The following is a 25,921-nucleotide window of genomic DNA, read 5'->3' as shown; positions in this document are numbered from 1 at the left end:
CGTCCGGCCATTCCGACCACCACGCCTGCGCGGTACCAGTGGTGAGCAGCTACGTCGCGAGGAGGAACCCGATGCGCGAGCACGACAACGCCGAGCGGGAATCAGCGTCGAAAGCGCGGCCGGTGGAAACCGACACCACTGGTCCGGCCACGGCCCCCGGATCCGCGGCGCACGTCCTGCACCTCCAGCGAACCCTGGGAAACGCCGCCGTCGCGCGGATGATCGGCGCCCAGCACAGCGATGAGGCACAGGTGCAGAGATCCACCGTGCACGACGTGCTGCGCTCACCAGGGCAAGCACTCGACACGTCCGTCCGCACCGACATGGAGTCCCGCTTCGGCGCGGACTTCTCCAACGTCCGCCTGCACACCGACACCACCGCGCAGCGCTCGGCGGCCGAGATCGGTGCCCGCGCCTACACCTCCGGAAACCACATCGTGGTCGGTGCAGGCGGCGCGGACGACCACACCCTCGCCCACGAGCTGACCCACGTCCTCCAGCAGCGCTCGGGCCCGGTGTCCGGCACCGACAACGGCGACGGCCTCAAGGTCTCCGACCCGTCGGACCGCTTCGAACGCGAAGCGGAGGCGACCGCCACTCGGATCACCAGGGGAGAGGCCGCCGTGCAACGTGCTGAGCGGGGCGGGCAGCAGGCGATGACGATCCGGCTTCAGCACGATCCGGCCGAGAAACACCTGCACGGTCCGCCGGATGAGGCAGTTCTGCAAAGAGCGCAACCCGGTCGCGGAGTCAGTTCCAACCAGATGACGAATGACCAGTGGTTCGCATCGTCCTATTCCACCCATGCATCTGTGATCGACCCTAGCCGGGATGGGGCGGCCGCCAATCTGGCGACGACGCAGAACATCCCGGGAACCGCGGATGAGGAAGCCCAGCATGCGGAGGACGTTCTGATCGGCTATTTGCGGGCCAATCTCGACAGGTTTCAACTGCACCGGACCAACCACATCGTCGTCACGGTGACCAAATCACCGTGCACGTCCGAGAGCCGGGAAGGCCTGCCCGCGACCTCGAAGAAGTCGAAGGGGTGCACGGAGGCGATCCGCGACCTGGTGCGGAACGGCCTCCAGGACGACCAGAACAGGACCTACTGGTTCCGCATCACGCTTATCGTGGAACACCTGTACCAACCGCAGGTCGCCGGGGGCAAGCGTGCGTCCGAGAAGGCGTTGGACGCTCTTGAGGAGACCGGCTACGTCGATGTTCGTCGTGAACGGTAGTCGCGTTGCTCAAGTCTTCTCCGGCCCCGCCCCGAACTCGGTTTCCAGTACCAATCGGCCCAGCTTTCCGTATTCCTGGCGCACCGCCGTGAGCAGTGTCGTCGTGCGGACCGGCTCATCGGCCTCAGCGGCGAGATAGGCGGCGGTGACGGCGCAGGCGCGGATGGAGCCGCCGGCGAGCTCGAAGCGCTCTGCGAAGAAGCCGAGTTCCAGGTCGGAGGCCCGGGGGATTGCCTTGCCGAGGCAGCGGTCCCAGAGGGCTTCGCGCTGGGTTGCGTCGGGCAGGGGGAAATCCGCGATCACGTCCAGGCGGCGGGTGAAGGCCTCGTCGAGGTTCGCGCGGAGGTTCGTGGTGAGGATCGCGATGCCGTTGAAGGACTCCATGCGCTGGAGCAGGTATGCCGACTCCACGTTGGCGTAGCGGTCGTGGGCGTCCTTGACCGCTGAGCGCTTGCCGAAGATCGCGTCGGCCTCGTCGAAGAGCAGGACTCCGTTCACGCCCGCGGCTTCGGTGAGGATGCGCTCCAGGTTCTTCTCCGTCTCACCCACGTACTTGTCCACCACTGTGGACAGATCGATCACGTAGAGGTCCACGCCCAGGTCCGCCGCGACTACCTCCGCCGACATGGTCTTGCCGGTTCCCGACTCGCCGGCGAACAGCGCGATCACGCCGCGGCCCCGGCCGCCTCCCGGCCGCATGGCCCAGTCGCCGAGCACGCGGTCGCGGTGGCGGGCGCGCAGCGACAGCTCGGCCAGCTGGTCGCGGGTCGGTTCGGGCAGGACCAAGTCGTCCCAGCCGACCGCAGGCGTGATGCGCCGGGCCAGACGCTCCAGACCAGCACCGTTCTGCGCCCGCACGCCCGCCTGCACGTCCGCCAGCTCCACCGGGCGCGCCTCCAGCGCCGCGAGCTGCGAGGCGACCGACGCCGCCCGGCTGATCTGATCGGGGTCGAGCTGGTAGGCCGCCAGGGCGTCGATGGGCGCACTTTCGGGCACCGCTAGCGCCCGGCGCCATTCCCGGGCTCGCGCCTCGGGCTGAGCGGCTTCGACGCGGATCGACACCGGGCTTCGCCGGGACCAGCCCGGGTCCCAGCTCCGCGAGCCGTGCAGGAACAGCGGAACCTGCGCCGTCGCGGCGACGACCGCGCGCAGCAGCCGCGCCCGTTCGGGCCGCTCCGGAGCCAGGTTCTCCAACGGACCGAACACGATTCCTGCGCGCCGCAACCGCGCTTCCCGGACCAGGGCGGGAAGGGCGGCCTGCGGCTCGGGCTCGTCGGCCAGCTCCCCGGCATCCAGCACCAGCGCAGTTCGGCCGCTCACCGCCAGGGCGTCCACCGCCACGCGCACGGTGCCCTCCACACCGTTGAGGTGCACGAACGCGACTCCGGAATCCAGCCCGGCACCGAGTCGCTTGGCCAGCGCGCCCGGCTCGCCCGGATCGGCGGGGCGCGTGAGACGGGCCGCGACGGGATCGGCGCTGTCATCGCCGAGCAGGTGCGCGACCACGCGGTCGGGGATCCGCAGCGTGCGGGAGAGGAACGGCCGATCGGGCTCCTGCACCTCCAGCAGCCCACCGGAGACCAGCGGCGCACCGGCGGAGAACCGGAACCGGCCGTCGCCCGCCGAAGGCATGCCGCACAGCTCCAGCGCCAGCCCGGTCGTCGGTCGGCGGCGGGTCACGTCGTCGTTCAGGTAGCCGTAGAGCGGTTCGAAGCGGACGTCGACCTCCGGGGCCAGCGCCACCAGCAGCAGCTCCACGTCCAGTTCGCTGAGCCCGAAATCCGCTGCCAGCTGGAGCAACACCGGGACGGGCTCCGCGAGCGCGTCCAGATCCGCCGTCACCGCCTCGGGCATCCGCCACGACTTCGCCGGCGCCGCCAGGATCCGCTCGACGGCCTCCGGGGTGAGGTAGAGGCCCCGGTGCGGATCGTCCGGCTGCGGATCGAGCGCCCGCCGCGCCGCGACCAGCGCCCGGACCCGCTGCTCGACCACGTTCAGCCGCGCCCACAGGTACTGCGGGCCGGTCACGGGAGCGGCCCCCGGCGCCGCCGCTTCGGCTCAGGACGAGGACGCGACGGCGCGAAACCTTCCCCTTCGGCGGTGCTCGGGCCGTCGTAGCGCAACCGCCGCGGCGCATCGGCATCGGCTTGCAGCACCACGCCCTCGGTGACCGGCGGCCCGGCCGGTGTCCGCTCACCTGCCAGCGGCGCCGTCACCTGGAGGTTGATCGACGGCTTGAGCTGGCCGCCCAGCGCCGACCACACGTCGGCCGCCGAGCGGCCCTCCGCCATCGTTCCGCCCGCCTCGAACGACACCGTCAGGCCGAGCTCGGCCAGCGTCCCGGTCAGCCACGCCGCCTCCAGCGCGTCGTGGCCGACCACGCAGCGCAGGACCGCCGACAGCAGCCGGTGCTCGTCCTGCGGGCGCTTCGTCCACGCCGTCACCAGGTAGGAGAGCTGGAACCAGTGCGGTGCGCCCTGCCAGCCGGTCACCGCACCGGACTCGTCGTGCCGCTCGAACCGGCCGCTCTGCCGCAAACCCGGTTCTTCCCTGATGTCGTAGAGGAAGACGCTGATCGTGGGCGCGTTGCGCTTGGCCGCCCAATCCGTGGTGGGCGCTTCGAAGCCGAGCTCGACGCCCGCGCCGGGCAGGTCGTGCGCGGCCAGCAACCGGCGCAACGCCTCGTCGACCTCGTGGATCACCGGCTCACCTCCACTCCACCAGCTCGGGCGGCGCGATGGGCGAGGCGACGACCAGGAACTCCGCCGTGACCGGGCTGAAACCCGGACCCGACGCGGTGATGGTGCGCGGACCGACCTGGTCGTTGGGCAGGATCAGCAGCTGCGCGGCGAACCGCCCGTCCGGCGCGGGCGTGGTCGGTGCCGCTGCGGCGGTGATGCCGGGCGACCACTCCAGTCGGACCGGCGCGCCCGGCGGGAAGTCGACGCCGCGCACCGAGGTCACGAACCCGGGCTCGCCGACCGCCGGGACCGCGACGATGCGCGGCTGCAGCACGCGGTAGGGGGCGGTGACGTCGTTGTCCCCGGGGTCGGCGTCCGTTCCGCTGGTCCGCAGCCTCGCCCGGATCTCCGACGTCAGAGCCGCGTCCGGAGCGAGCACCAGCTGCTTGGCGAGCACACCGCCCGGCGGCAGATCGGGCAGCTGGCACTGCGCGGACGTGCAGCCGGGCGGCACGTGCACCACCGGTACTCCTGGCGGCAGGGCCATGTCCAGCACCAGCCCGGTGGCGGTGCTGCTGCCGGTGTTGCGCACGGTGAAGGTCACCCCGGTCCGACCGCCCACGTAGGACGTTTCCGGTCCCACGGTCAGGGCGACTCCGGGACTGGCCGGCGGCGGTGGCGGCGGTGGTGGCGCCGGGGTCGGCGTCACGATGATCACCGTGGTGTTCGTGTTGTCGCCCTCGTCGGTGTCGTGCACCGCGCTGGTGATCGTCCAGACGAGCCGGTGCTCGCCCACCACCACCGCGACGAGCCGAGCCGTGACCTCGACCGCATCGCCGGGTTCCAGCGTGCCGAGGGAGCACTTCTCGCCCTCGCAGGTGCCCTTGGACGACCACATGTCCGTCAACCGCAGGCCGGGCGGGACCTGCAGGGTCGTCTCGGTGTCCGGGGCGTCGGACGGCCCCTGGTTGCGCACCGCGATCGTCACCGTGATGACCTCGCCGGGCTGGACCTGGGGCTGCTCGGGAGGAGCGTCGATGCCGAGGTCGACCGTCGGCTGCCAGGTGGGTTCCTTCTGCCGCCCGGGCAGCCTGCCGGTCAGCGAGTTCAGCTCACCGGTGGCCAGGTCCAGCACCGACAGGTGTTCCGGGGCGTTCTCCTTCGCGATCGCGCGGTGCGACAGCACGAGCCGACGGCCGTCCGCCGACCAGCTGACGTCCCTGGGCTGGAACGGTCCGTTGCCGCTGGGCACGTCGACGCAGCTGTTCTGCCCGCGCGGCAGCAGCACCTCGCAGCTGTCGTCGTTCAAGTCCATCCGGTAGAGCCCGTCCTTCTCCCGGTTGAACACGATGCTGCGGCTGTCCGGGGCGAACACCGGGCTGTCGTCGACCACCAGGCACTCGCAGATCACGTCGCTCAGGTCCCGCTGCGAGCCGAAGGTCCGGGCGTCGGCGAGCCAGATGTGGTTCTCCCGGCGGGCCGGGTCGTCGTCGGTGGGCCTGCCGCGGCTGAACGCGAAGGCGCGGCCGTCCGGCGACCACGCGGGCTGGGTGTCGTCCAGCTGCGGGTCCGCGTTCGCCAACCGCTTGGTCACCTCGCCGGTGCGGACGTTCACCACCACGATCCGGCTCGGCCCGGGGCTGTCCAGGCCACCGGGTGACCTGCGGGCCACGGCGATCTCCTCGCCGTCGGGCGACCACGCGGCATCGGTCTCCCAGTCACCTGCCCGGCGGTCGGCGATCGGCAGCGGCCGCGGGTCGCTGCCGTCGGAGGCGAACAGCCAGATCCGCTGGACGCGCCGCCCGTTGACGGTCTCGAAGCGGCTGACCGCGATCTGCTTGCCGTCCGGTGAGTAGCTCTGCCGCTGCGTCCACGGATCTCCCTGCTCGGGCTTGAACAGCCGCATCGAATCATCGACGGCCTTGGGATCCTCGGTCAGCACGTCGGACCCGAGGTCGCGCGGATCGGTACCGTCCACCTGGACGTCCTGCAGCCGCGCGGTGTTGCGCAAGTGTGCGGTCGTGCGGGCCACCACCAGCCGTCCGCGCCACCAGGTCGGGGAGTCGACGCTGCGGTCCTCTTCCAGCAGCAGCCTCGGCGGGTTCGGGGAGTCGGCGTCGGCCAGGTAGACCCGGTCGATGCCGTCCGCCGCGCCGGAGCGGGAACGCGGACTGAGGAGCAGCAGGTCCTCACCGTCCGGCATCCACCGGGGTTCCCGGGCCTGCACGGGCAGCGGCGTTCCGGTGCCGGTGCCGCGCAGCACGCGCACGGTCTGCTCGCCGTTCACCGCGAAGGTGTAGGCGATCCGGTCCTCGTCGACCGGGTTCCAGGCCGGTTGCGTCGCGGCACCGGTCGGCTCCGCGGTCAGCTGCCGCTCGGCGCCGCCGCCGGCCGGTCGTGCGTGGATCTGCCACCGGCCGCTGGAGTTCGCGGCGTAGGCGATGCGCGTCCCGTCCGGGGAGAACGTCGGGTTCACCTCGTCACCGGGAGAGCTGGTGAGCCGGTGCGCCTCGGTCCCGTCGGTGCGCACCAACCACACGTCGCGCTGCCCCGACGAGGCGGAGTCGAACGCCACCCAGCGGCCGTCCGGCGAGAGCTCGGGATTCGCCGCGTCGCGGCCCCGGGTGAGCCGCTGGACCTGCCCGTCGTGCGTCCGCAGGTACACCTGCGGCGCGGCTTCGTCGCGCAGGCTGGTGAACACCATCGCCCCGCCGCGAGCGGAGACGTCCTGGTCGAAGTGCTGCCGCTGCCCGCCGAACAGCGGCTCGGTCCCGCCGCGCGGCCCGGCTCCGGCGATGCCCAGGCTGCGGTGCCCGGTCCCGGAGAAGGCGATGCGGGCCGGTTCGGGTGCCGGCCGCTGGTGCGCGGTGACCGGGATCGCGATCAGCCCGGAGAGCACCAGGAAGACCCCGAGCAGCGTGATTCCGAGGCGCATCGAGCCGCCGATCACGGTTGACCTCCGTCGCAGGTGATGGCTGTGCCCAGCATCCTGGCGCTGATCCGCGCGCGTCCCCAGGAGCCGACAGGCAGTTGCGCGGGCAGCCCTTCGGCACTTTCGGGCAGCTCAGATCAGGCCGTGCCGCATGGCGTAGCCGACGGCGTGCGCTCGGTTGCGCAGCTGCAGGCGCGAGGTGACCTCCTGGAGGATGTTCTTCACCGTCCGCTCGGAGTAGGACATCTTGACCGAGATCTCCCTGGTGTCGAAGCCGTCCGCGATGAGGCGGAGCACCTCGGCCTCGCGGGTGGCCAGCGTGGAGAGCGTGTGCCCGGCCGTGGCGACGCTGCGCTGCAGCTTGCCCACGTGGTCGAGCAGCCTGCCGACCATGTCGCCGGGCAGCACGCCCTCCCCGCGGACCAGCGCCGTGATCATCCCCACCAGCCGGTCCTGGTCGGCGTCGCGGCGGCGCAGGACCGCGGCCACACCGCACTCGATGGTGGTCTGCAGCGCGTCCTGCTCGAACTCGCCGATGATCAGCCCGGTGCGGACCGAGGAGGTGCGCTGCAGGCGGCGCAGCAGCTGACCGGAGGCGTCGTCGAGCCGGTCCACCACGACCAGCGACACCTCGGCGCGCTGCTCGTCGCTGGGTCTGAGCATCTCCACCTCGGGACGCAGGCGCAGCTGGTGGGTCACCCCGGCCTCGAGTATCGGATCGGATGCGTAGACCGCGACAGGGATCCTCGTCATCGCCTCTCCTCGTTAGAACGCCCGTGCATCCAGTGTTGCGCGTTCTCGCGTGGGACGGTCCGACCGTTCGGCCGCTCGCTGCGGTGCTCCATTCCGCGCTACCGCAGGGCAAATCGGGTGGTTCGTCGGTGAAATCAACGACAAGGGCGGGGATTGTGCTTGTCGTGCAACGGGAATTCACGGTATTCGCGAAGGGCACCGGCTGATCTCCGCGGGGGCAGCAGCGTTGCCCCCGCGTTGCCCTCGCTGCTCTGCTCGCGGCGGGCGAACACGGCTACGTTCAGCGCTGTGACGCCATATGCCGAGCTCGACAGCCCGCGGGTGGAGGTAAGCCCGGGCGGGGAGGCGACCACCACTCTCTCGGTGCGCAACAACACCGACATCGTCGAGGCCTACGAGTTCGAGGTCGTGGGCGAGTGCGCGGACTGGGTGACGGTGGAACCCGCTCGGCTGCCGCTCTACCCGGGTGCGCAGGGCGCGGTCACCCTGGTCCTGCGCCCGCCGCTGTCGGCCTCCGTGCGAGCCGGTGAGGTGCCGCTGGCGGTCCGGGTCGTCCCGGTGGAGCAGCCCGGGATGGTGGTGGTTCCGGAGACGACCGTCGTCATCGCGCCGTTCCACCGATACCGGGCCTCGCTCAGCCCGCAGCGCCGGCGCGCGTGGCGCAGCGGCCGGTTCCAGGTGAACCTGCACAACCAGGGCAACACACCGGTCGCGATGCCGTTGGTGGCGACCGATCCGGCGGAGGACCTGCGCTTCACCTTCGACGAGGAGCGCCCCGAGCTGGAGCCGGGGGAGCGCGCCGAGCTGCGCCTGCGGGCGCGGGCGAGCGGCTTGCTCTGGTTCGGCAAACCGGTCAGCCGCCCGTTCCAGCTCACCGCCGCCGTCGACGCGGGGACGACCGGCGATCAGCCGCTGGTGCCGGAGGAGCTGGACGGGGAACTGGTCCAGCTGCCGTTGCTGCCGCGCTGGCTGCTCGCGCTGCTCGCCCTGCTGCTGGCGCTGGTGCTGTTCTGGCTCACCCTGGGGCGCAAGGCGGTGGAGACCGCGGCGCGGGAAGCGGCCGAGCAGAAGACGATCGAGCTGGCGAGAGAGGGCAAGCTGCTCGCACCACCGCCCCCGGAACAGCCGGAACCGCAGGTGCCGCCGGGCGAGCAGCCCGGCGAGACACCCGGCGGGCAGCCGCCGGGCGGCCAGTCGGCGGGCGGCCAGCAGGTCTCGCAGACCGTCGAGGTGCGGACCGGTTCCGGCCGCACCAACAACGGCACCTCCGAAAGCGTCCCGGAGGGCAAGATCTTCTACGTCACCGACCTGGTGATGGCGAACTACCAGGGCGACGAAGGCCTGCTCACCATCGAGCTCGGCGACCGCACCATCACCACGATCGCCCTGGAGACCTTCCGCAACCAGGACCTGCACTGGGTGACACCGCTGGAGGTCTCCAGCGAAGAGGTGGTGACCGTGACGGTGCGCTGCTCCCGCCCGGGAACCCCGCCCTCCGGCAGGCAGGCCGACCGCTGCGTGGAGCTGGTCAACGTCAGCGGCGTGCTCCGCGACGCTCCCCGCTGAGCCGGCCGGCCCGGTGCCGGGTAGCGTCCCGGCACCGGGCCGCCTGGAAGCTCAGCCGGCGCGCAACGGCAGCGGGAGGCTGAACCGCTGGGGCTCGGCGACGCCCTGCTGGGTTTCGACCTGGTCGAAACCCAGGCCCGCCAAGCGGTCGAGGAGATGGGTGACCAGGACTTCCGGCACCGACGCCCCGGAGGTCACGCCGACCGTCTCCGCGCCGTCCAGCCAAGCGGGGTCGAGCTCGCCGGCACCGTCCACCAGGTGCGCGGCCCCGGCCCCGGCCGCCGCGGCGACCTCCACCAGGCGCCGGGAGTTGGAGGAGTTCGGCGAACCGACCACCAGCACGACGTCGCAGCGCGGCGCGACGGACTTGATGGCGTTCTGCCGGTTCTGGGTCGCGAAGCAGATGTCGTCCGACGGCGGATCGGCCAGCGCCGGGAAGCGGTCGCGGAGCACGCCGACGATCTCCATCGCCTCGTCGATGGCGAGCGTGGTCTGGCACAGCCACACCACCCGGCCCGGGTCGGGCACCTCGACCGAGGCCGCATCGCCGGTGGACTCCACCAGCCGGATCGACTCGGGCGCCTCGCCCATGATGCCGACGATCTCCTCGTGACCGGCGTGCCCGATCAGCAGGACGGTGCGGCCGTCACCGGCGAACCGCACCGCCTCCTTGTGCACCTTGCTCACCAGCGGGCACGTCGCGTCGACCACCTCCAGCCGCCGGCTGGACGCCGCCGTCCGCACGACGGGGGACACGCCGTGCGCGGAGAAGATGACGCGCGCACCCTCCGGCACCTCGGCGACATCCTCGACGAAGATCGCGCCTCGGGCTTCGAGCGCGGCGATGACGTGCGTGTTGTGCACGATCTGGTGCCGCACGTACACCGGCGGCCCCCAGCGCGCGAGGGCGTTCTCGACCGTCTCGATGGCCCGGTCCACGCCTGCGCACGTCCCGCGCGACGAGGCCAGCAGCACCCGCTTGGTCATCGGTCACGCTCCACTGCTTGGTCGGCGATGGTGCGCAGCGCCTCGGCCACCTCGGTGGGCAGGTGCGGGGTTTCCAGCGCGGCGAGCGCGGCGCGGTGGTGGTCGGTGATGAGGTTCTCCACGGCGCGGACCGTCCCGGTGGCGGTCAGGATCTCCCGCACGACGTCCACTTCGGACTCGGTGATGTCCGGTTTTCCCCACAGCTGGCCGAGTTTCACCGCCTGCGGCGAGCTCGCGGTGGTCAGCGCGTGGGCGATGAGCGCGGTGTGCTTTCCCTCCCTCGCATCGTCGGTCACCGCCTTCCCGGTGAGCAGCGGATCGCCGAAGACGCCCAGCAGGTCGTCGCGCAGCTGGAACGCCTTGCCCACCGGCATGCCGTAGTGGTGCAGCACCCGCGTCGCCTCGCGGGAGGCGTTGCCCGCCGCCGCGCCGATCGACAGCGGCCGGTACACGGTGTAGTAGGCGGTCTTGTAGCGGGTGATCATCTCGGCCAGGTCCGCGTCCGCCGACCGGGCGCCCGCCGAGTGCAGGTCCAGGTACTGGCCGATGGTGACCTCGTGCCGCATCTGCGCGATCTGCGGCAGCACCCGGCCCAGCTGCTCGGCGCTGAGCTGCTCGCAGGTGAGCTTGTCGGCCCAGGCCAGCGCGAGATCGCCGAGCACGATCGCCGCGCAGGTCCCGTACCACTCGCCGTCCTCGCCGCCGCGGTCCGGGCGCAGCGCGGCCATCACCCGGTGCACGGTCGGCCTGCCGCGCCGCGTGGCGGAGCGGTCCATGACGTCGTCGTGGATCAGGATCGCGGCGTGGAACATCTCCAGCCCGGCGGCCAGCCCGATCAGCGGTGCCCGGCAGCGCGGCTGCGGGTCGGCGGCCAGCCAGCCCAGGGCGCACAGGACCGGGCGGACGCGCTTGCCGCCGGACAGCACGAAACCTTCGATCACCTCGATCATGTCGTCGGAATGCGGTTCGATCCCGCCGGCGAGCGTCGCGCGGTCGAAGAACCCCGCGAGCGCGGAGTCGACCTCGGCGCGGATCTCGTCCAGATCCACCATGCCCATTCCTGCCCCTTAGTCTCCTTGTCCTCGCGGCGCCGGAGAGCGCGAACCCTCCGGCGCCGCCGGGCAGCACGTGTTCAGACCCGGTCCGCGGCGATGAGCAGGTACTGGAAGGCGCCGCTGGTGTAGGCCTCGATGAACGCCTCCTCGATGCCCGTCACCAGCGGCGATCGGGCGCGCAGCCGCCAGTAGGGCAGGGTCGCCTCGGTCAGGTCCACCACCGCGGTGGGCACCAGCCGGTTGGCGGCCATCGCGCGGAAGTAGCCCGAGCGCGGGTGGATGTCGCAGATGTAGTGCGCGTTGATGGTCGACACCGCGCGCGAGGGCAGGCCGTAGACGTCGTTGTAGCAACCGGTGATCGTCACGTAGCGCCCGCCGCGCGAGAGCAGCCGCGAGTGCTCGGCGAACAGGTCGGCGAGATCGGTGTACATGGTGGACTCGTTGTTCCAGATCGCCCGCATGCTGCCGGTCTCGAAGCCGGTGTCGAGCATGTTGAGCTGGTGGAAGGCCACCTTGTCCGAGACGCCGCGCTGGTGCGCCTGCTCGTTGGCGAAGTCCACCTGCTTGCGGGAGATGGAGACGCCGTCCACCCAGCAGCCGAAGCGCTCGTGGGCCATGAAGGAGCTGCCGCCGCGACCGCAGCCGGCGTCCATGATCCGGTGCTTCGGCTCGATCTCGCCGAGGTGGCCGAGCAGCAGTTCGGCCTGCTTGGTCTCCAGCCGGTGCAGCTCGGCGGTGATGCGCTCGCGGGCGGTGGCCGGTTCGCCCTCGGTCACCGACCAGTCCGGCTCGCCGATGCCGTAGTGGTGGTGGAAGTAGCCGTCGACCTCGCCGAGCTCGATGTTGACCGGGTTGGCCTCCTTGTTCCAGTACTCCGCGACGCTGCCCTGGTAGACGCTGCCGGTGGTGGGGTGCTGCTGGATCGTGTTGGTCATCGAGCGGGTCCTTTCACGCGGAGTGTCGGGCGGTGGTGAAGTGCCAGTGGCGGCTTCCGGCGATCCAGGCCCACAGCCCGGTCAGGAAGCGGGCGACCACCGGATCGGGGAGTGCGGCGGTGGTGCGCTCGGTGTCGTCCTCGAAGGCGCGGATCAGTTCGTTGTGCACCTCGCAGGCCTTGATGAACGCCTCGTCGAGCGGGATGCGCTCCTCCGCGGCGATCACGGCGGGCAGGTTGAACGGCAGGCCGTGCTCGCGGATCTCCCGCTCGCAGGAGGCCAGGTCGTTGTGCAGGGTGGCGATCAGCGACGCCCGCGCCGTGCAGTCCTGCACCAGCGGGTGGGCGTGCAGCGCATCGGGCAGCTCGTAGCCGTCGAGCACGTCTGTGAGGTCCAGGCACGGGCGGAAGGAGTTCATCTGCCGGTTGGCGAGGTACTGCCACGCCGGTGGCAGCCGGTTGATCAGTCGCCACCCGTTCTCGGCGTTGTAGCCGAGGTAGAGCTGGGCGATGTCGTGCCGCGTGCGCTGCGCCTGCGCCGGGCTGCTGATCCGCTTGAGGTCCTCGAAGGCCTCGTGCTGGGCGCGCAGCACCGGGTGGCTGGTGCGCTGCTCCTCCCACAGCGCCTGGTACCCGGGAGTCAGGCACGGTGCGTCGATCGCCGACTGCGCCAGCGACAGGTTCGGCCCGATCGTCTGGTCGTTGGAGTCGCGCTGGCTGTTGGTCTCGCAGAAGTAGTCGTCCACCGCGGTCTCGGCGACGATCATCTTGCCCGCCGCGGTCATCCGGTCGACGTCCTGGCTTCCCGGGTGGCACAACGTGATCCCGCGCCCCGGGTCGTGCTTGTAGACGCCCTCGACGTTCGCCGCGCTGCCCAGCCCGAGCCCCGTCATCCACTCCACGACGCGGCTGTTGATCTCGGCCGCGGCCTCGGGCCGCTCCGGCGGAGCGGGCGGGCAGTGCAGCACGGTGGTCCGCCGCTGCGTTCCCGGAGCGGTGCACGCGCTGGTCCCCTGCACACCACCGGTGTGCGGTTGTTGCACGGGGACCGGTGTTTCGTGCGCGATGAGCTCGATCATCAGGAGTCCGTCCGGCCGATCTCGACGTGCTCCAGCAACCCGACCGCGTCCGGCACCAGCGGCGCGACGCTGTAGTAGGCCGACACCAGGTAGCGCAGGATGGCCTGATCGGTGATGCCCATGAACCGCACGTTCAGCCCGGGCTGCACCTGGTCGGGCAGCTCGGCGGGCTGGAGCCCGACGACGCCCTGCTTCTCCTCGCCTCGGCGCATCGCGATGATCGAGGTGGTGTTGTGGTCGGTGAGGCCGATCTTGCCCAGCGGGTAGACCGGAACACCGCGCCAGGACAGCGCTTTCGACCCGTCGTCCTGCACCGCGGCGTCCACCGCCAGGCCCCGCCGGTTGCACTCCCGCAGGAACGCGGTGATCGCCTTCGGGTGCGCGAAGAACGCGTCCGTGGAACGCCGCATGGACAGCAGGTCGTCCAGGTCGTCGGGCGTCGGCGGGCCGGTCCGGGTGGAGATCCGCTGGTCGTAGGAGGTGTTGTGCAGCAGGCCGAAGTCCGGGTTGTGCAGCAGCTCGTGCTCTTGGGTCTCGCGGATCTCCTCGACGGTGAGCCGCAGCTGCTCCTCGACCTGGTTCATCGGGTCGTTGTAGAGGTCGGCGACGCGGGTGTGCACCTGCAGCACCGTCTGCGTCAGCGACAGCTCGTACTCCCGGGGCCCCAGCTCGTAGTCGACGAACGAGCCGGGCAGCAGCGCCTCGCCGAGGTGCCCGGCGGACAGCGCGATCTCGGCCTCGCCGCGCCGGTTCTGCGGTAGCGCGCGGCGCCGCGCGAAGTCGTCCAGGTGTGCGCGCAGCCCCTCTTCGGTCTCGAGCAGCCCGCCCAGGGCGTCCCAGTTCAGCACCATGATCGTGCCGGAGGTGGCGCAGCGCAGCGTCGCCGACCACGTCGGGTCCTCCACGCCGACCGCCTCGTCACCGACCTGGTCGCCGTCGGTGATCACGCCGAGGTGGTCGACGGTGCCGTACTCGCCGGTCGCCAGCCGCTCCACCCGGCCGTGCGCGACGACGAAGACCTCCCGGATCGGGCTGCCCTCCGCGGCGAGCACCTCGCCCGGCGTCACCTGCCGGACGGTGAACATCCCCGCCAGTCTGGTCAGGACGTCCACATCGGTGTAGCCGCGCAGCGCGGCGAGCTCGGTGAGGGTCTCCGGGACGATGCGGACGTCGGTGCCCTCCTGGACGAACGACACCCGTCCGCGCCCGACCTTGATCTGCAGCCGCCGGTTCACCCGGTAGGTGCCGCTGGAGACGGTCAGCCACGGCAGCTTCCGGAGCAGGTTCCGGGAGCTGATGGACTGCATCTGCGGCGGTGTCTTCGTCGTGGTCGCGAGCAGCCGCGCCGCGCGGGTCTGCAGGGAAGAGAACTGTTCGGCAGCGGGTGAGGACACGTCACGAACCTCCCGTTGGTGTTCTTGCTCGATGCGTTGGCGGACTTCCAGCACCGTGCTGCGGGCACGGCGAACCGGCTCTTCCTTTCGCGGGAATCGAACGCGCCCCGGCCGGTGGGAAGATCGATCGGCGGTGGTGCCGGCGCATTGCGCGTCGTGATGTTCTCGCTCGTTCGGCGAGCTGGCTGCGGACTTGATCGATGCCCGAGTCTATGGGCGGGGTTTTTCCCTAGATACAGATGAAAGGGTGACCCCCGTGCCGGTGAACATCACCCGTATCGCCGAATGATCGCAAGAGCCATTTCGGAGTCAGGGGGATTGATTCACGATTTCCGCAATTGTTTCCGGAAAGGCGAGAGGTGTGATTCGGGTCCTTGCGCCATCCGCTGTCCACAGCGGAACGACGCCGCGCTAGTCGCGTTCGGACTTGCGGGCCGCCGCGTGCAGCCGGGCCTTGGCCGGGTCGGTGGCGTGCGTCCGCACCCGGGCCTGCCGGGCGGCGCCGCTGTCGGCGGGCGCGTGGCGGACGAACAGCGTCACGGTCACGCTGTCGTTGAAGCCGCACCGCTGCATGAGCTGGGCCGACGCGGTGTTGGTCTGCTCGACGTCGGTGATCACCCGCGTCGCGCCGGCGGCGAACAGCGCGGCGCAGGACTCCTCCAGCAACGTCTTCGCGAGCCCCCTGCCCTGGTGCTCGGGATCCACGGCGAGCCACTCCACGTAACCCCAGTCGGCCCGCTCGTCGTAGGACAGCGACCCGAGCACGAACCCGGCCACCCGCCCGCCTGCCTCGGCGACCCAGCACGCATCCGGCTGGGCGTCCAGGTGGACGGCCGCGCTGGACAACGACCACGAGGTGTAGGGCATCTCCGACACGTCGAAGACCCGGTTGCCCAGTTCGAGCACCCCGGCCAGGTGCGGCAACCCCATCGGGACCAGTTCGACATCGCTCTCGCTCATGACGATCCCGATCCTCGCCCACCCGCCGGACCGACGCCACCTGCGGGTGCCGGAACGGCCCGGGCCTCCGGCGACAACTGATCGTTGTCGATCCGGGCGCGCCGCTTGTTGGACGACCGCGCCCGGGCCCGGTTCGAATGTCGCCGCTCAGGCGATCGCTCGAACCCCGGGAGAATCAACATGGATCCCTTCGTCCACCTGCACGTGCACACCGAGTACTCGATGCTCGACGGCGCTGCGAAGGTGGGAGCGCTGTTCGCCGAGGCCCAGCGGCTCGGGATGCCCGCGGTGGGGATGACCGACCACGGCAACATGTTCGGCGCGGACGAGTTCTACCAGCAGGCGCGCAAGACGGGCATCAAGCCGGTCATCGGGATCGAGGCGTACCTGGCGCCGGGCAGCCGGTTCCACAAGAAGCCGGTGTTCTGGGGCGAGGCGAAGCAGCGCGGCACCGACGAGTTCGGCTCCGGCGGCGACGTCTCGGGCGCGGGCGCCTACACGCACATGACGATGCTGGCGCGCAACGCCACCGGGCTGCGGAACCTGTTCACGCTGTCGAGCCGGGCGAGCTTCGAGGGGATGTACCGCAAGCCGCGGATGGACAAGGAGCTGATCGCGGAGTTCTCCGAGGGCGTCATCGCCACGACGGGCTGCCCATCGGGTGAGGTGCAGACGCGGCTGCGGCTGCGGCAGTTCGACGAGGCGCTGCGGGCGGCGGCGGAGTACCAGGAGATCTTCGGCAGGGAGCACTTCTTCCTGGAGCTGATGGACCACGGGCTGCCGATCGAGCGGTCGGTGCGGCAGGGGCTGCTGGAGATCTCCGGGAAGCTGGGCATCCCGCCGCTGGCGACCAACGACAGCCACTACGTGACGGTGGACCAGGCGGATGCGCACGGCGCGCTGCTGTGCGTGCAGTCGGGCAAGACGCTCGGCGACGCGTCGCGGTTCAAGTTCGACGGCGACGGCTACTACCTGAAGTCCGCCGAGGAGATGCGGGCGTACTGGGACTCCGAGGTCCCGGGAGCGGCGGACAACACGCTGCTGATCGCGGAGATGGTGGAGTCCTACGAGGACGTGTGGGCCTTCCAGGACCGGATGCCGCGCGTGACCGACGGCAGCGGCCGGACCGAGCGCGAGCTGCTGGCCGCCGAGGTCGAGCAGTACCTGCCGTCGCGCTACCCGGACGGGCCGACCGCGCAGTGCCGCGAGCGGATCCAGGTCGAGCTCGACGTGCTGGACGCCAAGGGCTACTGCGCGTACTTCCTGGTGGTCGGCGACCTGACGCGCTGGGCGAAGTCGCAGGGCATCCACGTCGGGCCGGGCCGAGGATCGGCCGCGGGATCGCTGCTGGCCTACATCCTGCACATCACGAACCTGGACCCGCTGGAGCACGGGCTGATCTTCGAGCGGTTCCTGAACCCGGAGCGCGACTCGCCGCCGGACATCGACCTCGACTTCGACGACCGGCGCCGCGACGAGGTGCTGCAGTACGCGATCGACAAGTACGGGCGGGACAAGGTCGCCCAGGTCATCACCTTCGGCAAGATCAAGACGAAGGCGGCGATCAAGGACGCCGCGCGGGTGCACCACGGCCAGCCGGGCTTCGCGATCGCCGACCGGATCTCCAAGGCGCTGCCGCCGCCGATCGCCGCCAAGGACATCCCGCTGTCGGGGATCGTGGACCCGCAGCACGAGCGCTATCCCGAGGCGGCGGAGGTCCGCGGCCTGATCGAGACCGATCCGTCGGTGTCGCAGATCTTCGACACCGCGCGCGGGCTGGAGGGCCTGATCCGCAACGCCGGTGTGCACGCCTGCGCGGTGATCCTCTCCTCGCAGCCGCTGCTGGGCACGGTGCCGCTGTGGGCGCGCGACGACGGGTCGATCATCACCGGCTGGGACTACCCCTCGTGCGAGGCCATCGGCCTGCTGAAAATGGACTTCCTGGGCCTGTCCAACCTCACCATCCTCGGTGACGCGCTGCGCATGGTGAAGGACAACCACTCGGTCGACATCGACCTGTCCAGCCTGGCGCTCGACGACGAGGCCACCTACCAGCTGCTCGCCCGCGGCGAGAGCCTCGGAGTGTTCCAGTTCGAAGGCGGTGGCATGCGCGAACTGCTCAAGCGCATGCAGCCCACCGCGTTCCCGGACGTGGTGGCGGCGAACGCGCTGTACCGGCCGGGCCCGATGGAGGTCAACGCGCACAACGACTACGCCGACCGCAAGAACGGCCGCAAACCGATCGAGCCGATCCACCCCGAGCTCGGTGAACCGCTCGAGGAGATCCTCGCCGAGACCTACGGCCTGATCGTCTACCAGGAGCAGATCATGGCCATCGCGCAGAAGGTCGCCGGCTACAGCCTCGGCCGGGCCGACATCCTGCGCCGCGCGATGGGCAAGAAGAAGAAGTCCGTGCTGGACCAGGAGTTCGAGGGCTTCCGGGAGGGGATGCTCGCCCAGGGCTACTCCGACGAGGCGATCAGCACCCTGTGGGCGACCATCCTGCCCTTCGCCGGATATGCCTACAACAAGTCGCACGCGGCGGGTTACGCCCTGGTCGCGTACTGGACGGCGTACCTGAAGGCGAACTACCCGGCCGAGTACATGGCGGGCCTGCTGACCTCCAACGGGGACAACAAGGACAAGATGGCCGTCTACCTGGCCGAGTGCCGGCGGATGGGCGTGAAGGTGCTGTCCCCGGACGTCAACGACTCCGCGGACACCTTCGCCGCGGTCGGCTCCGACATCCGCTTCGGGCTGAGCGCGATCCGCAACGTCGGATCGAACGTGGTGGCCTCGATCATCAGGTCCCGGCAGGAGAAGGGCCGCTACGCCTCCTTCACCGACTTCCTGGACAAGTCCGAGATCCCGGCCTGCAACAAGCGCGTCGTCGAATCGCTGATCAAGGCCGGTGCGTTCGACTCACTCGGGCACACCCGCATGTCGCTGGCCCAGCACCACGAGAGCGCCGTCGACGCCGTCACCGGGCTCAAGCGGCAGCAGGCGATGGGCCAGTTCGACCTGTTCGGCGCCGACGACTCGGCGGGCGGCGCGGAGTCCTCGCCGCTGGCGCACCTGACGTTCACCGCCGAGGAGTGGCCGCGAAAGCAGCTGCTGTCCTACGAGCGGGAGATGCTGGGCCTGTACATCTCCGCGCACCCGCTCGACGGGGCAGAGCGGCTGCTGGCGCCCCACCAGGACACCGGCATCGCCGGCCTGCGGGAGCTCGGCGGCAAGGAGCAGATCAGGATCGCCGGGATGATCTCCGGCATCCAGCGCCGCATCAACAAGAACGGCCACCCGTGGGCCATCGTCACGCTCGAGGACCTCGACGCCGGTGTCGAGGTGCTGTTCTTCCCGAAGACCTACGAGATGTTCGCCGACTGCCTGGTCGAGGACACCGCGATCGCCGTCAAGGGCCGCGTCAACGAACGCGAGGGCACCATCAGCGTCTTCGCCTCCGACGCCGTGCCCGTCGACATCTCGGCGGCCGAGACCGACCCCGGCACCAACCCGCTGACGGTGGAGGTGGAGGCCCGCCACGTCGACCTGGACTACGTCCACGAGCTGCGGGCAACGCTGCGGGCGCACCGGGGGAGCACACCGGTGCGCGTCGTGATCCGGCACGGGCAGCGGCGCACCCGGCTGGCGGTGGACCGGTACCCGGTCGAGCCCAGCCCGGCCCTGTTCGGGGAACTCAAAGGCCTCCGCGGAACGCGCGTCCTCTCCAGCGGTTCGTGAGGCTCTCCCCGGACGAATCCGGGGCAGGGTGCTCGTCGGCTGCCGCCGCGAGGTCGAGCGCGCGGATGTCCGCCGGTGGCATCCACTGGCGTTCGGGGTCGAACGGCCGGAGGCGGGAGGTGACGTGGTCGATCAGCCGGGGCAGCACGGGGTGCCGGTTGCCCTGCTTCCACAGCAGGGAGTGCGGGTAGACGGGTGTCGGATCGACGATGGGGATCTGGACGATCTGCGGGTGCCACGGGACCCGCAGCAGTTCGCCGCCGAAGGTGAAGCGGTCCGGTGATGCGGCGAGGTGGTCCAGCATGTGGTCGAGGCCGAAGTTCGGGCCCGAAGTGTCGATGGTGAGCCCGAATTCGCGGGCGAGGCAGTCGTAGAAGTCGGCCCATTCGCTGCCGGGTTCGTTGGTCGGCATCCAGGCGATCGAGTCCCGCAGGTGCGTCAACCGCACCTGGCGCCGGTCGGCGAGGGGATGCGTACGGCCGACGAGGACGTGGAGAGGACCGAGGTAGGCGGGACGGTGCTTGATGACCGGATCGAGAGTGCCCATCACCCGCGCGACGGTGGCGTCGATCGAACCGCTGGTCAGCGCGGTCCGCCCGCTCCGGAGCCCGTTGGAGGTGATGATGTCGATCTCCACGTCGGCATTGCTGTCGTGGAACTCCCTGACCAGTTCGGTCGCGGGGAGGCGGGTGTCGTTCACGTCCACCCGCAGCGGGCGGTTGCGGATCCGGACCGAATCCACCGCCTGATCGGCCAGCACCAGGAGCGCCCGGGCGTGGGGGAGGAGAGCGGCACCGCTCTCGTTGAGCCTGGCCCCGGTCTGGGTGCGGTGCAACAACGTCGTGCTCAGAGCGGCTTCCAGCTTCGCGATCCGCCTGGAGACCGCCTGTTGCGTGAGGTTCAGCTGGTCCGCTGCCGCACCGAAGTGCTGCTCGTCGGCCACGGTGACGAAGGCCCGGACCGCACCGAGGTCGAGTTCCATCCTGCCCCTTCCGTGACTGCCGGCCGCCGACGAGGCACCGCTTCCGACTGAGCAACAGTACTCACGTGGCGGGTCTGACGTCGGACTGCTCCGTGCGGGTGATGGGGGCGCGAACCGGGCACGGCCGGGGCGCCCCCGCCGGAGACTGGCGCCGCATCGGCAGTCCACCTGGGGAGGAATTCGCGATGGCGGATGGTTTTCCGGCCTGGTACCGGGCTTACGGCGACGGCGTCAACATCCGGACCCGTCCCGACCCGGGAGCCACCTCGGTCGGCCAGCTGCAGACCGACGACCGGGTCCTCGTCACCTCGCTGCCCGTCACGGGCGGCGCTTACGGACCGCAGTGCGGCAGCCAACCGGGCGACCAGTGGTACCCGGTCGACCACTTCGGCCAGCGCCGCTACGTCATCACCGCCTGCCTGGAACGGGTCTGACCCGGTCGGTCTCCTGTGGACGGTGATCCGCGCCGCGTGATCCGGATCGCAAGTTCCACCCCGCCCGCGAGCGGGGGTCCCGGGCGCGGGGTAGAACGGGCCGGAGAGCCGGTAGCAGGAGGAGGAAACCGATGATCTTCATCACCGCGAAGTTCCGCGTCAAGCCCGAGCACGCGGACCGGTGGCCCGAGATCGCCCGTTCGTTCACCGAGGCCACCCGCGCCGAGCCCGGGTGCCTGTGGTTCGACTGGTCCCGCAGCGTCGAGGACCCGGCGGAGTACGTGCTGGTGGAGGCCTTCCGGGACGGCGAGGCCGGTGCCGCGCACGTCAACTCGGCGCACTTCCAGACCGCGCAGCGGGAGCTGCCGCCGCACCTGGTGGAGACCCCGCGCGTCATCAACACCACGCTCGACCAGGACGACTGGTCGGAGCTGGGCGAGATGGCGGTGCCGGCGGGCAGCTGAGCCCGTCCGTCCACAGTGGCGGTCAGCGGGGCTGGAACGAGCTCGGTGCCGTTCCTGTCTGCTTGCGGAACATGGTGGAGAACGCGGCCGGGGTGTCGTAGGCGAGTTCCGCCGCCACCCCGGTGACCGTTCGCCCGGCCGAGAGCAGGCGGATCGCGTGCAGGACGCAGGCCCGCTGCCGCCACTGCTGGAAGCTCAGCCCCGTCCCGGCGAGGAACGACCGGTTGAAGGTGCGGGTGCTCACGCCCAGCCGGGCGGCCCACTCCGCGGGAGCCTCGCGGATGCTGGGCGCCGACTGGAACGCCTCGCACAGCTGCCGGAGGTCGGCCCGGGCGGGCAGCGGCAGGTCGAACGGCAGCGGCGCGAGGTTGCGGATCTCGTGCAGGATCAACTCGACGAGCGCGCCGTCGCGGCCGTGCCGGTCGTACTCCGGCGGGACGTCCACCGCCGCGAGCAGCAGCTCGCGCAACAGCGGTGAGACCTCCACGACCCGGCAGCGCACCGGGAACCACGGCACCGCCGCGGGTTCCAGGTAGAGGCTGCGGGTGGTGACACCGTCCATCAGCACCTGGTGATCGGTGCCGGGCGGGATCAGCACCGCGCGCCGCGGCGGCACCGTCCAGCTCCCGTCGGCCGTCTCGACCTGCATGATCCCGATCGCGCCGTAGAGCAGCTGCGCGCGGCGGTGCCGGTGGTAGGCCAGCAGGTGCCCGGGCGGGTAGTCGGTGCCGATCGCCAGCACCGCGCGGTCGATCCCGTCCACCTCGTCCAACGGCACGTTGCGCACCGGGCCACCCTAACCGAACCGGTGGCGTGAACTCGAACGTTCGTGGCGCGGCATCGATTGTGCGCCAGCGATGGCCGGTCCTACCGTGGCCGGGTGCTCGTCTCCTTCCTCGTGCTGCTCGGCTTCGGCTGCCTGACCGGCGTGACCACCGTCCTGTTCGGATTCGGCGGCGGTTTCATCATCGTGCCGGTGGTGTTCGCGGTCGTCGCCGCCACCACGGGCGCCGATGCCATGCACACCGCGGTGGCCACCTCCACCGCGGTGATGATCGTCAACGCCTCCACGGCGACCCTCGCGCAGGCCAGGTCCGGCCGCCTGCGCAAGGAGCACCTCCACCCGCTGGCCGAGTTCATCGCGCTCGGCGCGGTGCTCGGCGCGGTCGCCGCGACCTGGGCCCCGGACGCCCTGCTGCGCCTGCTGTTCATCGGCTACCTGGCGATCACGATCGCCGACAGCCTGCTCCGCAGGGGATTCCTCGACAACGGCGGGCGGGGCAGGCCGCTGGGCAAGGCCGCTTCGACGGCGGGCGGGGTCGGCATCGGCGCGGTCGCCAGCTTCCTCGGCGTCGGCGGCAGCGTCCTGACCGTGCCGCTGCTCCGGCGCCGTGGGCTGCCGATGGCCGATGCCGCCGCGATGGCCAACCCGCTCAGCGTTCCCGTCGCGGTCGCAGGCACCGCGGTGTACGCCCTGGCGACACCGGCCACCGCCTACCCGGGGCAGCTCGGCCACGTCAACGTCGTCGTCGCGGTCGCCCTGCTCTGCGGTTCGATGCCGACCATCGCGGTGGTGAAGCGGCTCGTCGGCAAGATCCCCGACCGGGTGCACGCGATCGCCTACCTGGTGCTGCTGGTGATCGTGCTGATCGCGATGGTCGTGACCGCTTTCGCCTAGGAATCCGGGACCGGCCCGGCGGTTGCTCCGCCGGGCCGGTGGTTCAGACGAGGATGACCCGGCGTCCGCGGGTGTGGCCTGCCTGGCTGTCGACGTGCGCGGCCGCTGCTTCGGCGAGGGAGTAGGTCTTCTCGACGGGGATGTGCAGCTTGCCCCGCGAGATGAGGTCGACCGCCTCGGCGAGCGCGTCCGGCACGCTCCCGGCGGTGTCGGAGAACCGGACGCCGAGCTTCGGCGCATCGAGATCGGCGATGGAGACCACCTTCCGCGGATCCCCGGTCAGCTCCACGAGTTCGCCGATCACACCAGAGCCGGCCAGGTCCAGGGCGGCGTCGACCCGGCCGAGCTGCCGCACCCGCTGCACCCAGCCCTCGCCGTAGGTCGTGGCCTCGGCTCCCAAGCCGCGCAGGTAATCCTGGTTCGCGGCCCCGGCCGTGCCGATCACCGCGATGCCGCGGTCGCGGGCGATCTGCAGCACCGCCGATCCGACCCCGCCGGACGCGCCGCTGACCAGCAGCGTCTGCCCGGGCTGCACGCCGACCTCGCCGATGATGCGCAACGCGGTCTCCACCACGGAGGGGTATCCCGCGGCTTCCTCGAACGTCAGCCCCTCGGGCATGCGGGCGAAGGCCGACAGCACGGCGAACTCGGCGTAGGTGTTCGGGCCTTCGCCGAACACGCGGTCGCCGACCTCGATTCCTCGCACGCCCTCGCCGATCTCGTCCACCACCCCGGCGGCGTCGATCCCGACTCCGGCGGGCAGCTCGATCGGATGGGCCTTGAGGATCTGGCCCTCGCGGATGCGCCAGTCGACCGGGTTCACGCCCGCCGCCCGCACCGCGATGCGCACCTGCCCCGGACCTGCGTGGGGTTCCGCGGCGTCCACGAGCTGCAGGACTTCCGGACCGCCGAACTCGGCGAAGCTCACTCTCTTCATGCCGCCGACCGTAGCACTAACGGTTAGTGTTTTGAAACCGTTCTTGTTTTGCAGCTGATAGGGTCAGCCGTGACGCCGACCGGAGTCCTGCTCAACCGCATCCCAGGGGACCGTGATGCAACCCAGCCACCAGAATCCGCACGACGCGAGATCGATGCCGGACGCGACCACCGCTGAACAACGCGGAGAGGCGGGACTGCCCGCATGACCGCGCCACCCGGACGCCGCGAGCGCAAGAAGGCCGCGACCCGGCAGAAGATCGCCGACACCGCCCGGCGGCTCTTCCTGGAGCGCGGGTACGACGCGGTGGGCATCCGCGACGTCGCCGCCGAGGCCGACGTGGCCGTGACCACGCTGTTCTCCCACTTCGCCTCGAAAGAGGCGCTGGTGTTCGAGCAGGACGAGAACTTCGAGCACCGCCTCGCCCAAGCGGTCGCCGAACGTGCGCCGGACGAACCGCTCATCGCCGCGCTGCACCGCGAGATGCAGGCCATGGTGCGGCATTGCGCGGCCGAGGGCGCCGCACCGATCTGGCGCATGATCGACGCATCACCGGACCTGCGGCAGTACGAGGAGCTGATGCGGCTGCGCCACGCGGACTCGCTGGCCGCGGCCATCGCCGCCGACCTCGGCCTGCCGCGGACCACCACCGCGTGCCGGACGATCGCGAGATTCGTGGTCGACGCCCACCCGCTGGCCCGCGAAGCGGCCGATCCCGACGCCGCGCTGGAGGGGATCTTCCGGATGATCGAGGCGGCCTGGGCGGCCACCGGCTAGACGTGGACGCGCGTCAGCTCGGCTACTTCCTGGCGGTGGTCGATCACGGCGGGGTGAACCGGGCCGCGGTGGCGCTGCACATAGCGCGGCGGCCGCGATCGACCTCGACCACGACGCAGCAGACGCGGGCCGGACCATCGCCTGCCCGGTGCTGGCGCTGCGGGGCGCGCACAGCCTCGCCGGCCGCCACTACGACGTCCTCGCCACCTGGCAGGACTACGCGGGAGACGTGCGCGGCCGAGCACTTCCGTGCGACCACTACGTCCCGGAGGAGCAACCCGAGCAGACGGCCGACGCGCTAAGCGCCTTCTTCGCCGGGGCTTGACCCGTCCGGGGCCTGCGAGGCGTGGCCGAGCCTGCGGGCCAGATCCCGGCAGCGGGCGCGGAACTCGCCGGGTTCCTCGATGACGAAGTCCGCGTCGAGGAAGGCGAGGTTGAGCACCAGCCACTCGAAGGAGTCGACCCAGGTGGTGATCCGGCAGCGCCCCGGGCCCAGCGGTTCGACGGCGCAGTCGGAGAACTTCAGCGCATCGGCGACCCGGGGCGCGGGCGCGTGGATGGTCACCACGGCCCGGTGCCGGGGTTCGGCGAGCTTGCCGCGCAGGTACTCGGCGGCCGATTCGGCGGGCAGCGGGCGCGGCTCGAACCGGGTGCCGGGAACGGCGATGCCGCTGATCCGGTCGAGCCGGAAGGTGCGCCAGTCCGCCCGGTCGCGATCCCAGGCCAGCAGGTACCAGCGCAGGTGCAGGTGCACCTGGCGGTAGGGCTCGGCGCGGCGCTGGGAGGTCGTGCCGTCGCGGGTGGTGTAGTCGAACGTGACGTGCTCGTGCCGGGCCGCGGCGGCGGCCAGCGTGGCCAGGGCGTCGGTGTTGACCGGCGGAGCGGTCTGCGCGGCGGCTTCGAAGGTGGCGCGCACGGCCCCGGCCCGGGCCCGCAGCCGCTTCGGCAGGAACTGGTCGATCTTGCCGAACGCGCGGTCGGCCGCCGAGCCGATGCCCCCGGTGTCCGGTGGCGCGCTGGCGGCCAGCACGCCGAGGCCGACCACGGTGGCGACCGCCTCCTCGTCGTCGAACACCATCGGCGGCAGCGCCTGCCCGGCCGCCAGCCGGTAGAAACCGCCCGGGCCCGGCTGGGTGGTCACCGGATAGCCGTAGTCGCGCAGCCGCTCCACATCGCGCCGCACCGTGCGCGGGCTGGTCTCCAGCCGCGCCGCCAGCTCCGGGCCGCTGAAGCGGCGGCCGGTCTGCAGGTGGCCGAGCAGTTCGAGCAGGCGCCGGGTGACATCGCTCATGCCCCCCATCATCCCCGAATCGCGGTCAGAACCCG

General features: G+C 71.0%; 22 protein-coding genes. 8 read left to right on the top strand and 14 right to left on the bottom strand.

What is annotated here, in order from left to right; genetic code table 11:
• Positions 1-71: 71 nt before the first annotated feature.
• Positions 72-1,241, top strand: a complete 1,170-nt coding sequence (locus tag C4T78_RS09110) for an eCIS core domain-containing protein (RefSeq protein WP_093358453.1) — start codon at positions 72-74, stop codon at positions 1,239-1,241.
• 9 nt (positions 1,242-1,250) lie between these two features.
• Here C4T78_RS09110 and C4T78_RS09105 read toward each other — a convergent pair whose 3' ends face one another.
• The 4 genes from C4T78_RS09105 to C4T78_RS09090 form a co-directional block, all read right to left on the bottom strand.
• Complete coding sequence (locus C4T78_RS09105; RefSeq protein WP_093358451.1) at positions 1,251-3,269, bottom strand: ATP-binding protein; 2,019 nt, start codon at positions 3,267-3,269, stop codon at positions 1,251-1,253.
• Complete coding sequence (locus tag C4T78_RS09100; protein ID WP_093358449.1) at positions 3,266-3,943, bottom strand: Pvc16 family protein; 678 nt, start codon at positions 3,941-3,943, stop codon at positions 3,266-3,268. The genes C4T78_RS09105 and C4T78_RS09100 overlap by 4 nt, the downstream gene beginning before the upstream one ends.
• Before the next feature lie 4 nt (positions 3,944-3,947).
• Positions 3,948-6,857, bottom strand: coding sequence for a DUF11 domain-containing protein (locus C4T78_RS09095; RefSeq protein ID WP_143186065.1), 2,910 nt, complete (start codon positions 6,855-6,857; stop codon positions 3,948-3,950).
• 129 nt (positions 6,858-6,986) lie between these two features.
• Entirely contained in the window at positions 6,987-7,607 is a 621-nt protein-coding gene (locus C4T78_RS09090) for a helix-turn-helix transcriptional regulator (protein WP_093358445.1), read from the bottom strand.
• 288 nt (positions 7,608-7,895) lie between these two features.
• Between C4T78_RS09090 and C4T78_RS09085 the strand changes: the two genes are divergently transcribed.
• Positions 7,896-9,173, top strand: coding sequence for a COG1470 family protein (locus tag C4T78_RS09085; RefSeq protein ID WP_093358443.1), 1,278 nt, complete (start codon positions 7,896-7,898; stop codon positions 9,171-9,173).
• Between the two features lie 51 nt (positions 9,174-9,224).
• Here C4T78_RS09085 and C4T78_RS09080 read toward each other — a convergent pair whose 3' ends face one another.
• The 6 genes from C4T78_RS09080 to C4T78_RS09055 form a co-directional block, all read right to left on the bottom strand.
• A complete protein-coding gene (locus C4T78_RS09080; protein WP_093358441.1) occupies positions 9,225-10,160 on the bottom strand; it encodes a 4-hydroxy-3-methylbut-2-enyl diphosphate reductase in 936 nt (311 codons plus the stop codon).
• Positions 10,157-11,212 (bottom strand): polyprenyl synthetase family protein, encoded by a 1,056-nt coding sequence (locus C4T78_RS09075; protein WP_177247834.1) that lies wholly within the window; start codon positions 11,210-11,212, stop codon positions 10,157-10,159. Before C4T78_RS09075 ends, C4T78_RS09080 begins: the two co-directional genes overlap by 4 nt.
• Positions 11,213-11,292: 80 nt before the next feature.
• Positions 11,293-12,150: a geranyl diphosphate 2-C-methyltransferase gene (locus C4T78_RS09070; RefSeq protein ID WP_093358437.1), complete on the bottom strand. Its 858-nt coding sequence runs from the start codon at positions 12,148-12,150 to the stop codon at positions 11,293-11,295.
• Positions 12,151-12,163: 13 nt separating this feature from the next.
• The gene (locus C4T78_RS09065) at positions 12,164-13,228 is read right to left on the bottom strand and encodes a family 2 encapsulin nanocompartment cargo protein terpene cyclase (RefSeq protein ID WP_093358435.1); all 1,065 of its coding nucleotides are present in this window, start codon (positions 13,226-13,228) and stop codon (positions 12,164-12,166) included.
• Entirely contained in the window at positions 13,228-14,622 is a 1,395-nt protein-coding gene (locus C4T78_RS09060) for a family 2B encapsulin nanocompartment shell protein (RefSeq protein WP_258958336.1), read from the bottom strand. The genes C4T78_RS09065 and C4T78_RS09060 overlap by 1 nt, the downstream gene beginning before the upstream one ends.
• A 411-nt stretch (positions 14,623-15,033) precedes the next feature.
• Positions 15,034-15,582, bottom strand: coding sequence for a GNAT family N-acetyltransferase (locus tag C4T78_RS09055; RefSeq protein WP_093358433.1), 549 nt, complete (start codon positions 15,580-15,582; stop codon positions 15,034-15,036).
• Between the two features lie 174 nt (positions 15,583-15,756).
• On the opposite strand from C4T78_RS09055, the gene dnaE reads away from it, so the two are divergent.
• Positions 15,757-19,323: a DNA polymerase III subunit alpha gene (dnaE, locus tag C4T78_RS09050; RefSeq protein ID WP_093358504.1), complete on the top strand. Its 3,567-nt coding sequence runs from the start codon at positions 15,757-15,759 to the stop codon at positions 19,321-19,323.
• On the opposite strand, the gene C4T78_RS09045 is transcribed toward dnaE, so the two are convergent.
• A complete protein-coding gene (locus tag C4T78_RS09045; protein WP_093358431.1) occupies positions 19,280-20,305 on the bottom strand; it encodes a LysR family transcriptional regulator in 1,026 nt (341 codons plus the stop codon). The genes dnaE and C4T78_RS09045 overlap by 44 nt on opposite strands.
• Before the next feature lie 185 nt (positions 20,306-20,490).
• Between C4T78_RS09045 and C4T78_RS09040 the strand changes: the two genes are divergently transcribed.
• Both C4T78_RS09040 and C4T78_RS09035 read left to right on the top strand, forming a co-directional pair.
• Positions 20,491-20,739 (top strand): SH3 domain-containing protein, encoded by a 249-nt coding sequence (locus C4T78_RS09040; protein ID WP_093358429.1) that lies wholly within the window; start codon positions 20,491-20,493, stop codon positions 20,737-20,739.
• A 131-nt stretch (positions 20,740-20,870) separates the two neighbouring features.
• Positions 20,871-21,203: a putative quinol monooxygenase gene (locus C4T78_RS09035; protein WP_093358427.1), complete on the top strand. Its 333-nt coding sequence runs from the start codon at positions 20,871-20,873 to the stop codon at positions 21,201-21,203.
• 22 nt (positions 21,204-21,225) lie between these two features.
• Here C4T78_RS09035 and C4T78_RS09030 read toward each other — a convergent pair whose 3' ends face one another.
• Positions 21,226-21,990 (bottom strand): AraC family transcriptional regulator, encoded by a 765-nt coding sequence (locus C4T78_RS09030; protein ID WP_093358425.1) that lies wholly within the window; start codon positions 21,988-21,990, stop codon positions 21,226-21,228.
• Positions 21,991-22,083: 93 nt separating this feature from the next.
• On the opposite strand from C4T78_RS09030, the gene C4T78_RS09025 reads away from it, so the two are divergent.
• A complete protein-coding gene (locus tag C4T78_RS09025; protein ID WP_093358423.1) occupies positions 22,084-22,881 on the top strand; it encodes a sulfite exporter TauE/SafE family protein in 798 nt (265 codons plus the stop codon).
• A gap of 43 nt (positions 22,882-22,924) precedes the next feature.
• Here the strand turns inward: C4T78_RS09025 and C4T78_RS09020 are convergent, their stop codons facing one another.
• On the bottom strand, positions 22,925-23,818 hold the full coding sequence (locus tag C4T78_RS09020; protein WP_093358421.1) for an NADP-dependent oxidoreductase: 894 nt from the start codon (positions 23,816-23,818) through the stop codon (positions 22,925-22,927).
• A gap of 204 nt (positions 23,819-24,022) precedes the next feature.
• Between C4T78_RS09020 and C4T78_RS09015 the strand changes: the two genes are divergently transcribed.
• Positions 24,023-24,595, top strand: coding sequence for a TetR/AcrR family transcriptional regulator (locus C4T78_RS09015; RefSeq protein ID WP_093358419.1), 573 nt, complete (start codon positions 24,023-24,025; stop codon positions 24,593-24,595).
• A gap of 148 nt (positions 24,596-24,743) precedes the next feature.
• On the top strand, positions 24,744-24,920 hold the full coding sequence (locus C4T78_RS09005) for a hypothetical protein (protein WP_177247833.1): 177 nt from the start codon (positions 24,744-24,746) through the stop codon (positions 24,918-24,920).
• On the opposite strand, the gene C4T78_RS09000 is transcribed toward C4T78_RS09005, so the two are convergent.
• Entirely contained in the window at positions 24,894-25,886 is a 993-nt protein-coding gene (locus C4T78_RS09000) for a helix-turn-helix transcriptional regulator (RefSeq protein ID WP_177247832.1), read from the bottom strand. The two genes, C4T78_RS09005 and C4T78_RS09000, sit on opposite strands and share 27 nt — an antisense overlap.
• Positions 25,887-25,921 lie beyond the last annotated feature (35 nt).

Source organism: Saccharopolyspora kobensis (assembly GCF_900108315.1).
GTDB lineage: Bacteria > Actinomycetota > Actinomycetes > Mycobacteriales > Pseudonocardiaceae > Saccharopolyspora > Saccharopolyspora kobensis.
Note: the sequence above shows the minus strand (reverse complement) of the source record. Positions and strands in the feature narration are given on the sequence as shown.

Excerpts from the sequence above, each read along its gene's own strand:
- C4T78_RS09070 (WP_093358437.1), bottom strand. The coding sequence starts at position 12,150 with ATGACCAACACGATCCAGCAGCACCCCACCACCGGCAGCGTCTACCAG.
- C4T78_RS09095 (WP_143186065.1), bottom strand. The coding sequence starts at position 6,857 with ATGCGCCTCGGAATCACGCTGCTCGGGGTCTTCCTGGTGCTCTCCGGG.
- C4T78_RS09055 (WP_093358433.1), bottom strand. The coding sequence starts at position 15,582 with ATGAGCGAGAGCGATGTCGAACTGGTCCCGATGGGGTTGCCGCACCTG.
- C4T78_RS09000 (WP_177247832.1), bottom strand. The coding sequence starts at position 25,886 with ATGAGCGATGTCACCCGGCGCCTGCTCGAACTGCTCGGCCACCTGCAG.
- C4T78_RS09090 (WP_093358445.1), bottom strand. The coding sequence starts at position 7,607 with ATGACGAGGATCCCTGTCGCGGTCTACGCATCCGATCCGATACTCGAG.
- C4T78_RS09110 (WP_093358453.1), top strand. The coding sequence starts at position 72 with ATGCGCGAGCACGACAACGCCGAGCGGGAATCAGCGTCGAAAGCGCGG.
- C4T78_RS09020 (WP_093358421.1), bottom strand. The coding sequence starts at position 23,818 with ATGAAGAGAGTGAGCTTCGCCGAGTTCGGCGGTCCGGAAGTCCTGCAG.
- C4T78_RS09040 (WP_093358429.1), top strand. The coding sequence starts at position 20,491 with ATGGCGGATGGTTTTCCGGCCTGGTACCGGGCTTACGGCGACGGCGTC.
- C4T78_RS09035 (WP_093358427.1), top strand. The coding sequence starts at position 20,871 with ATGATCTTCATCACCGCGAAGTTCCGCGTCAAGCCCGAGCACGCGGAC.
- C4T78_RS09015 (WP_093358419.1), top strand. The coding sequence starts at position 24,023 with ATGACCGCGCCACCCGGACGCCGCGAGCGCAAGAAGGCCGCGACCCGG.
- C4T78_RS09080 (WP_093358441.1), bottom strand. The coding sequence starts at position 10,160 with ATGACCAAGCGGGTGCTGCTGGCCTCGTCGCGCGGGACGTGCGCAGGC.
- C4T78_RS09065 (WP_093358435.1), bottom strand. The coding sequence starts at position 13,228 with ATGATCGAGCTCATCGCGCACGAAACACCGGTCCCCGTGCAACAACCG.
- C4T78_RS09075 (WP_177247834.1), bottom strand. The coding sequence starts at position 11,212 with ATGGTGGATCTGGACGAGATCCGCGCCGAGGTCGACTCCGCGCTCGCG.
- C4T78_RS09045 (WP_093358431.1), bottom strand. The coding sequence starts at position 20,305 with ATGGAACTCGACCTCGGTGCGGTCCGGGCCTTCGTCACCGTGGCCGAC.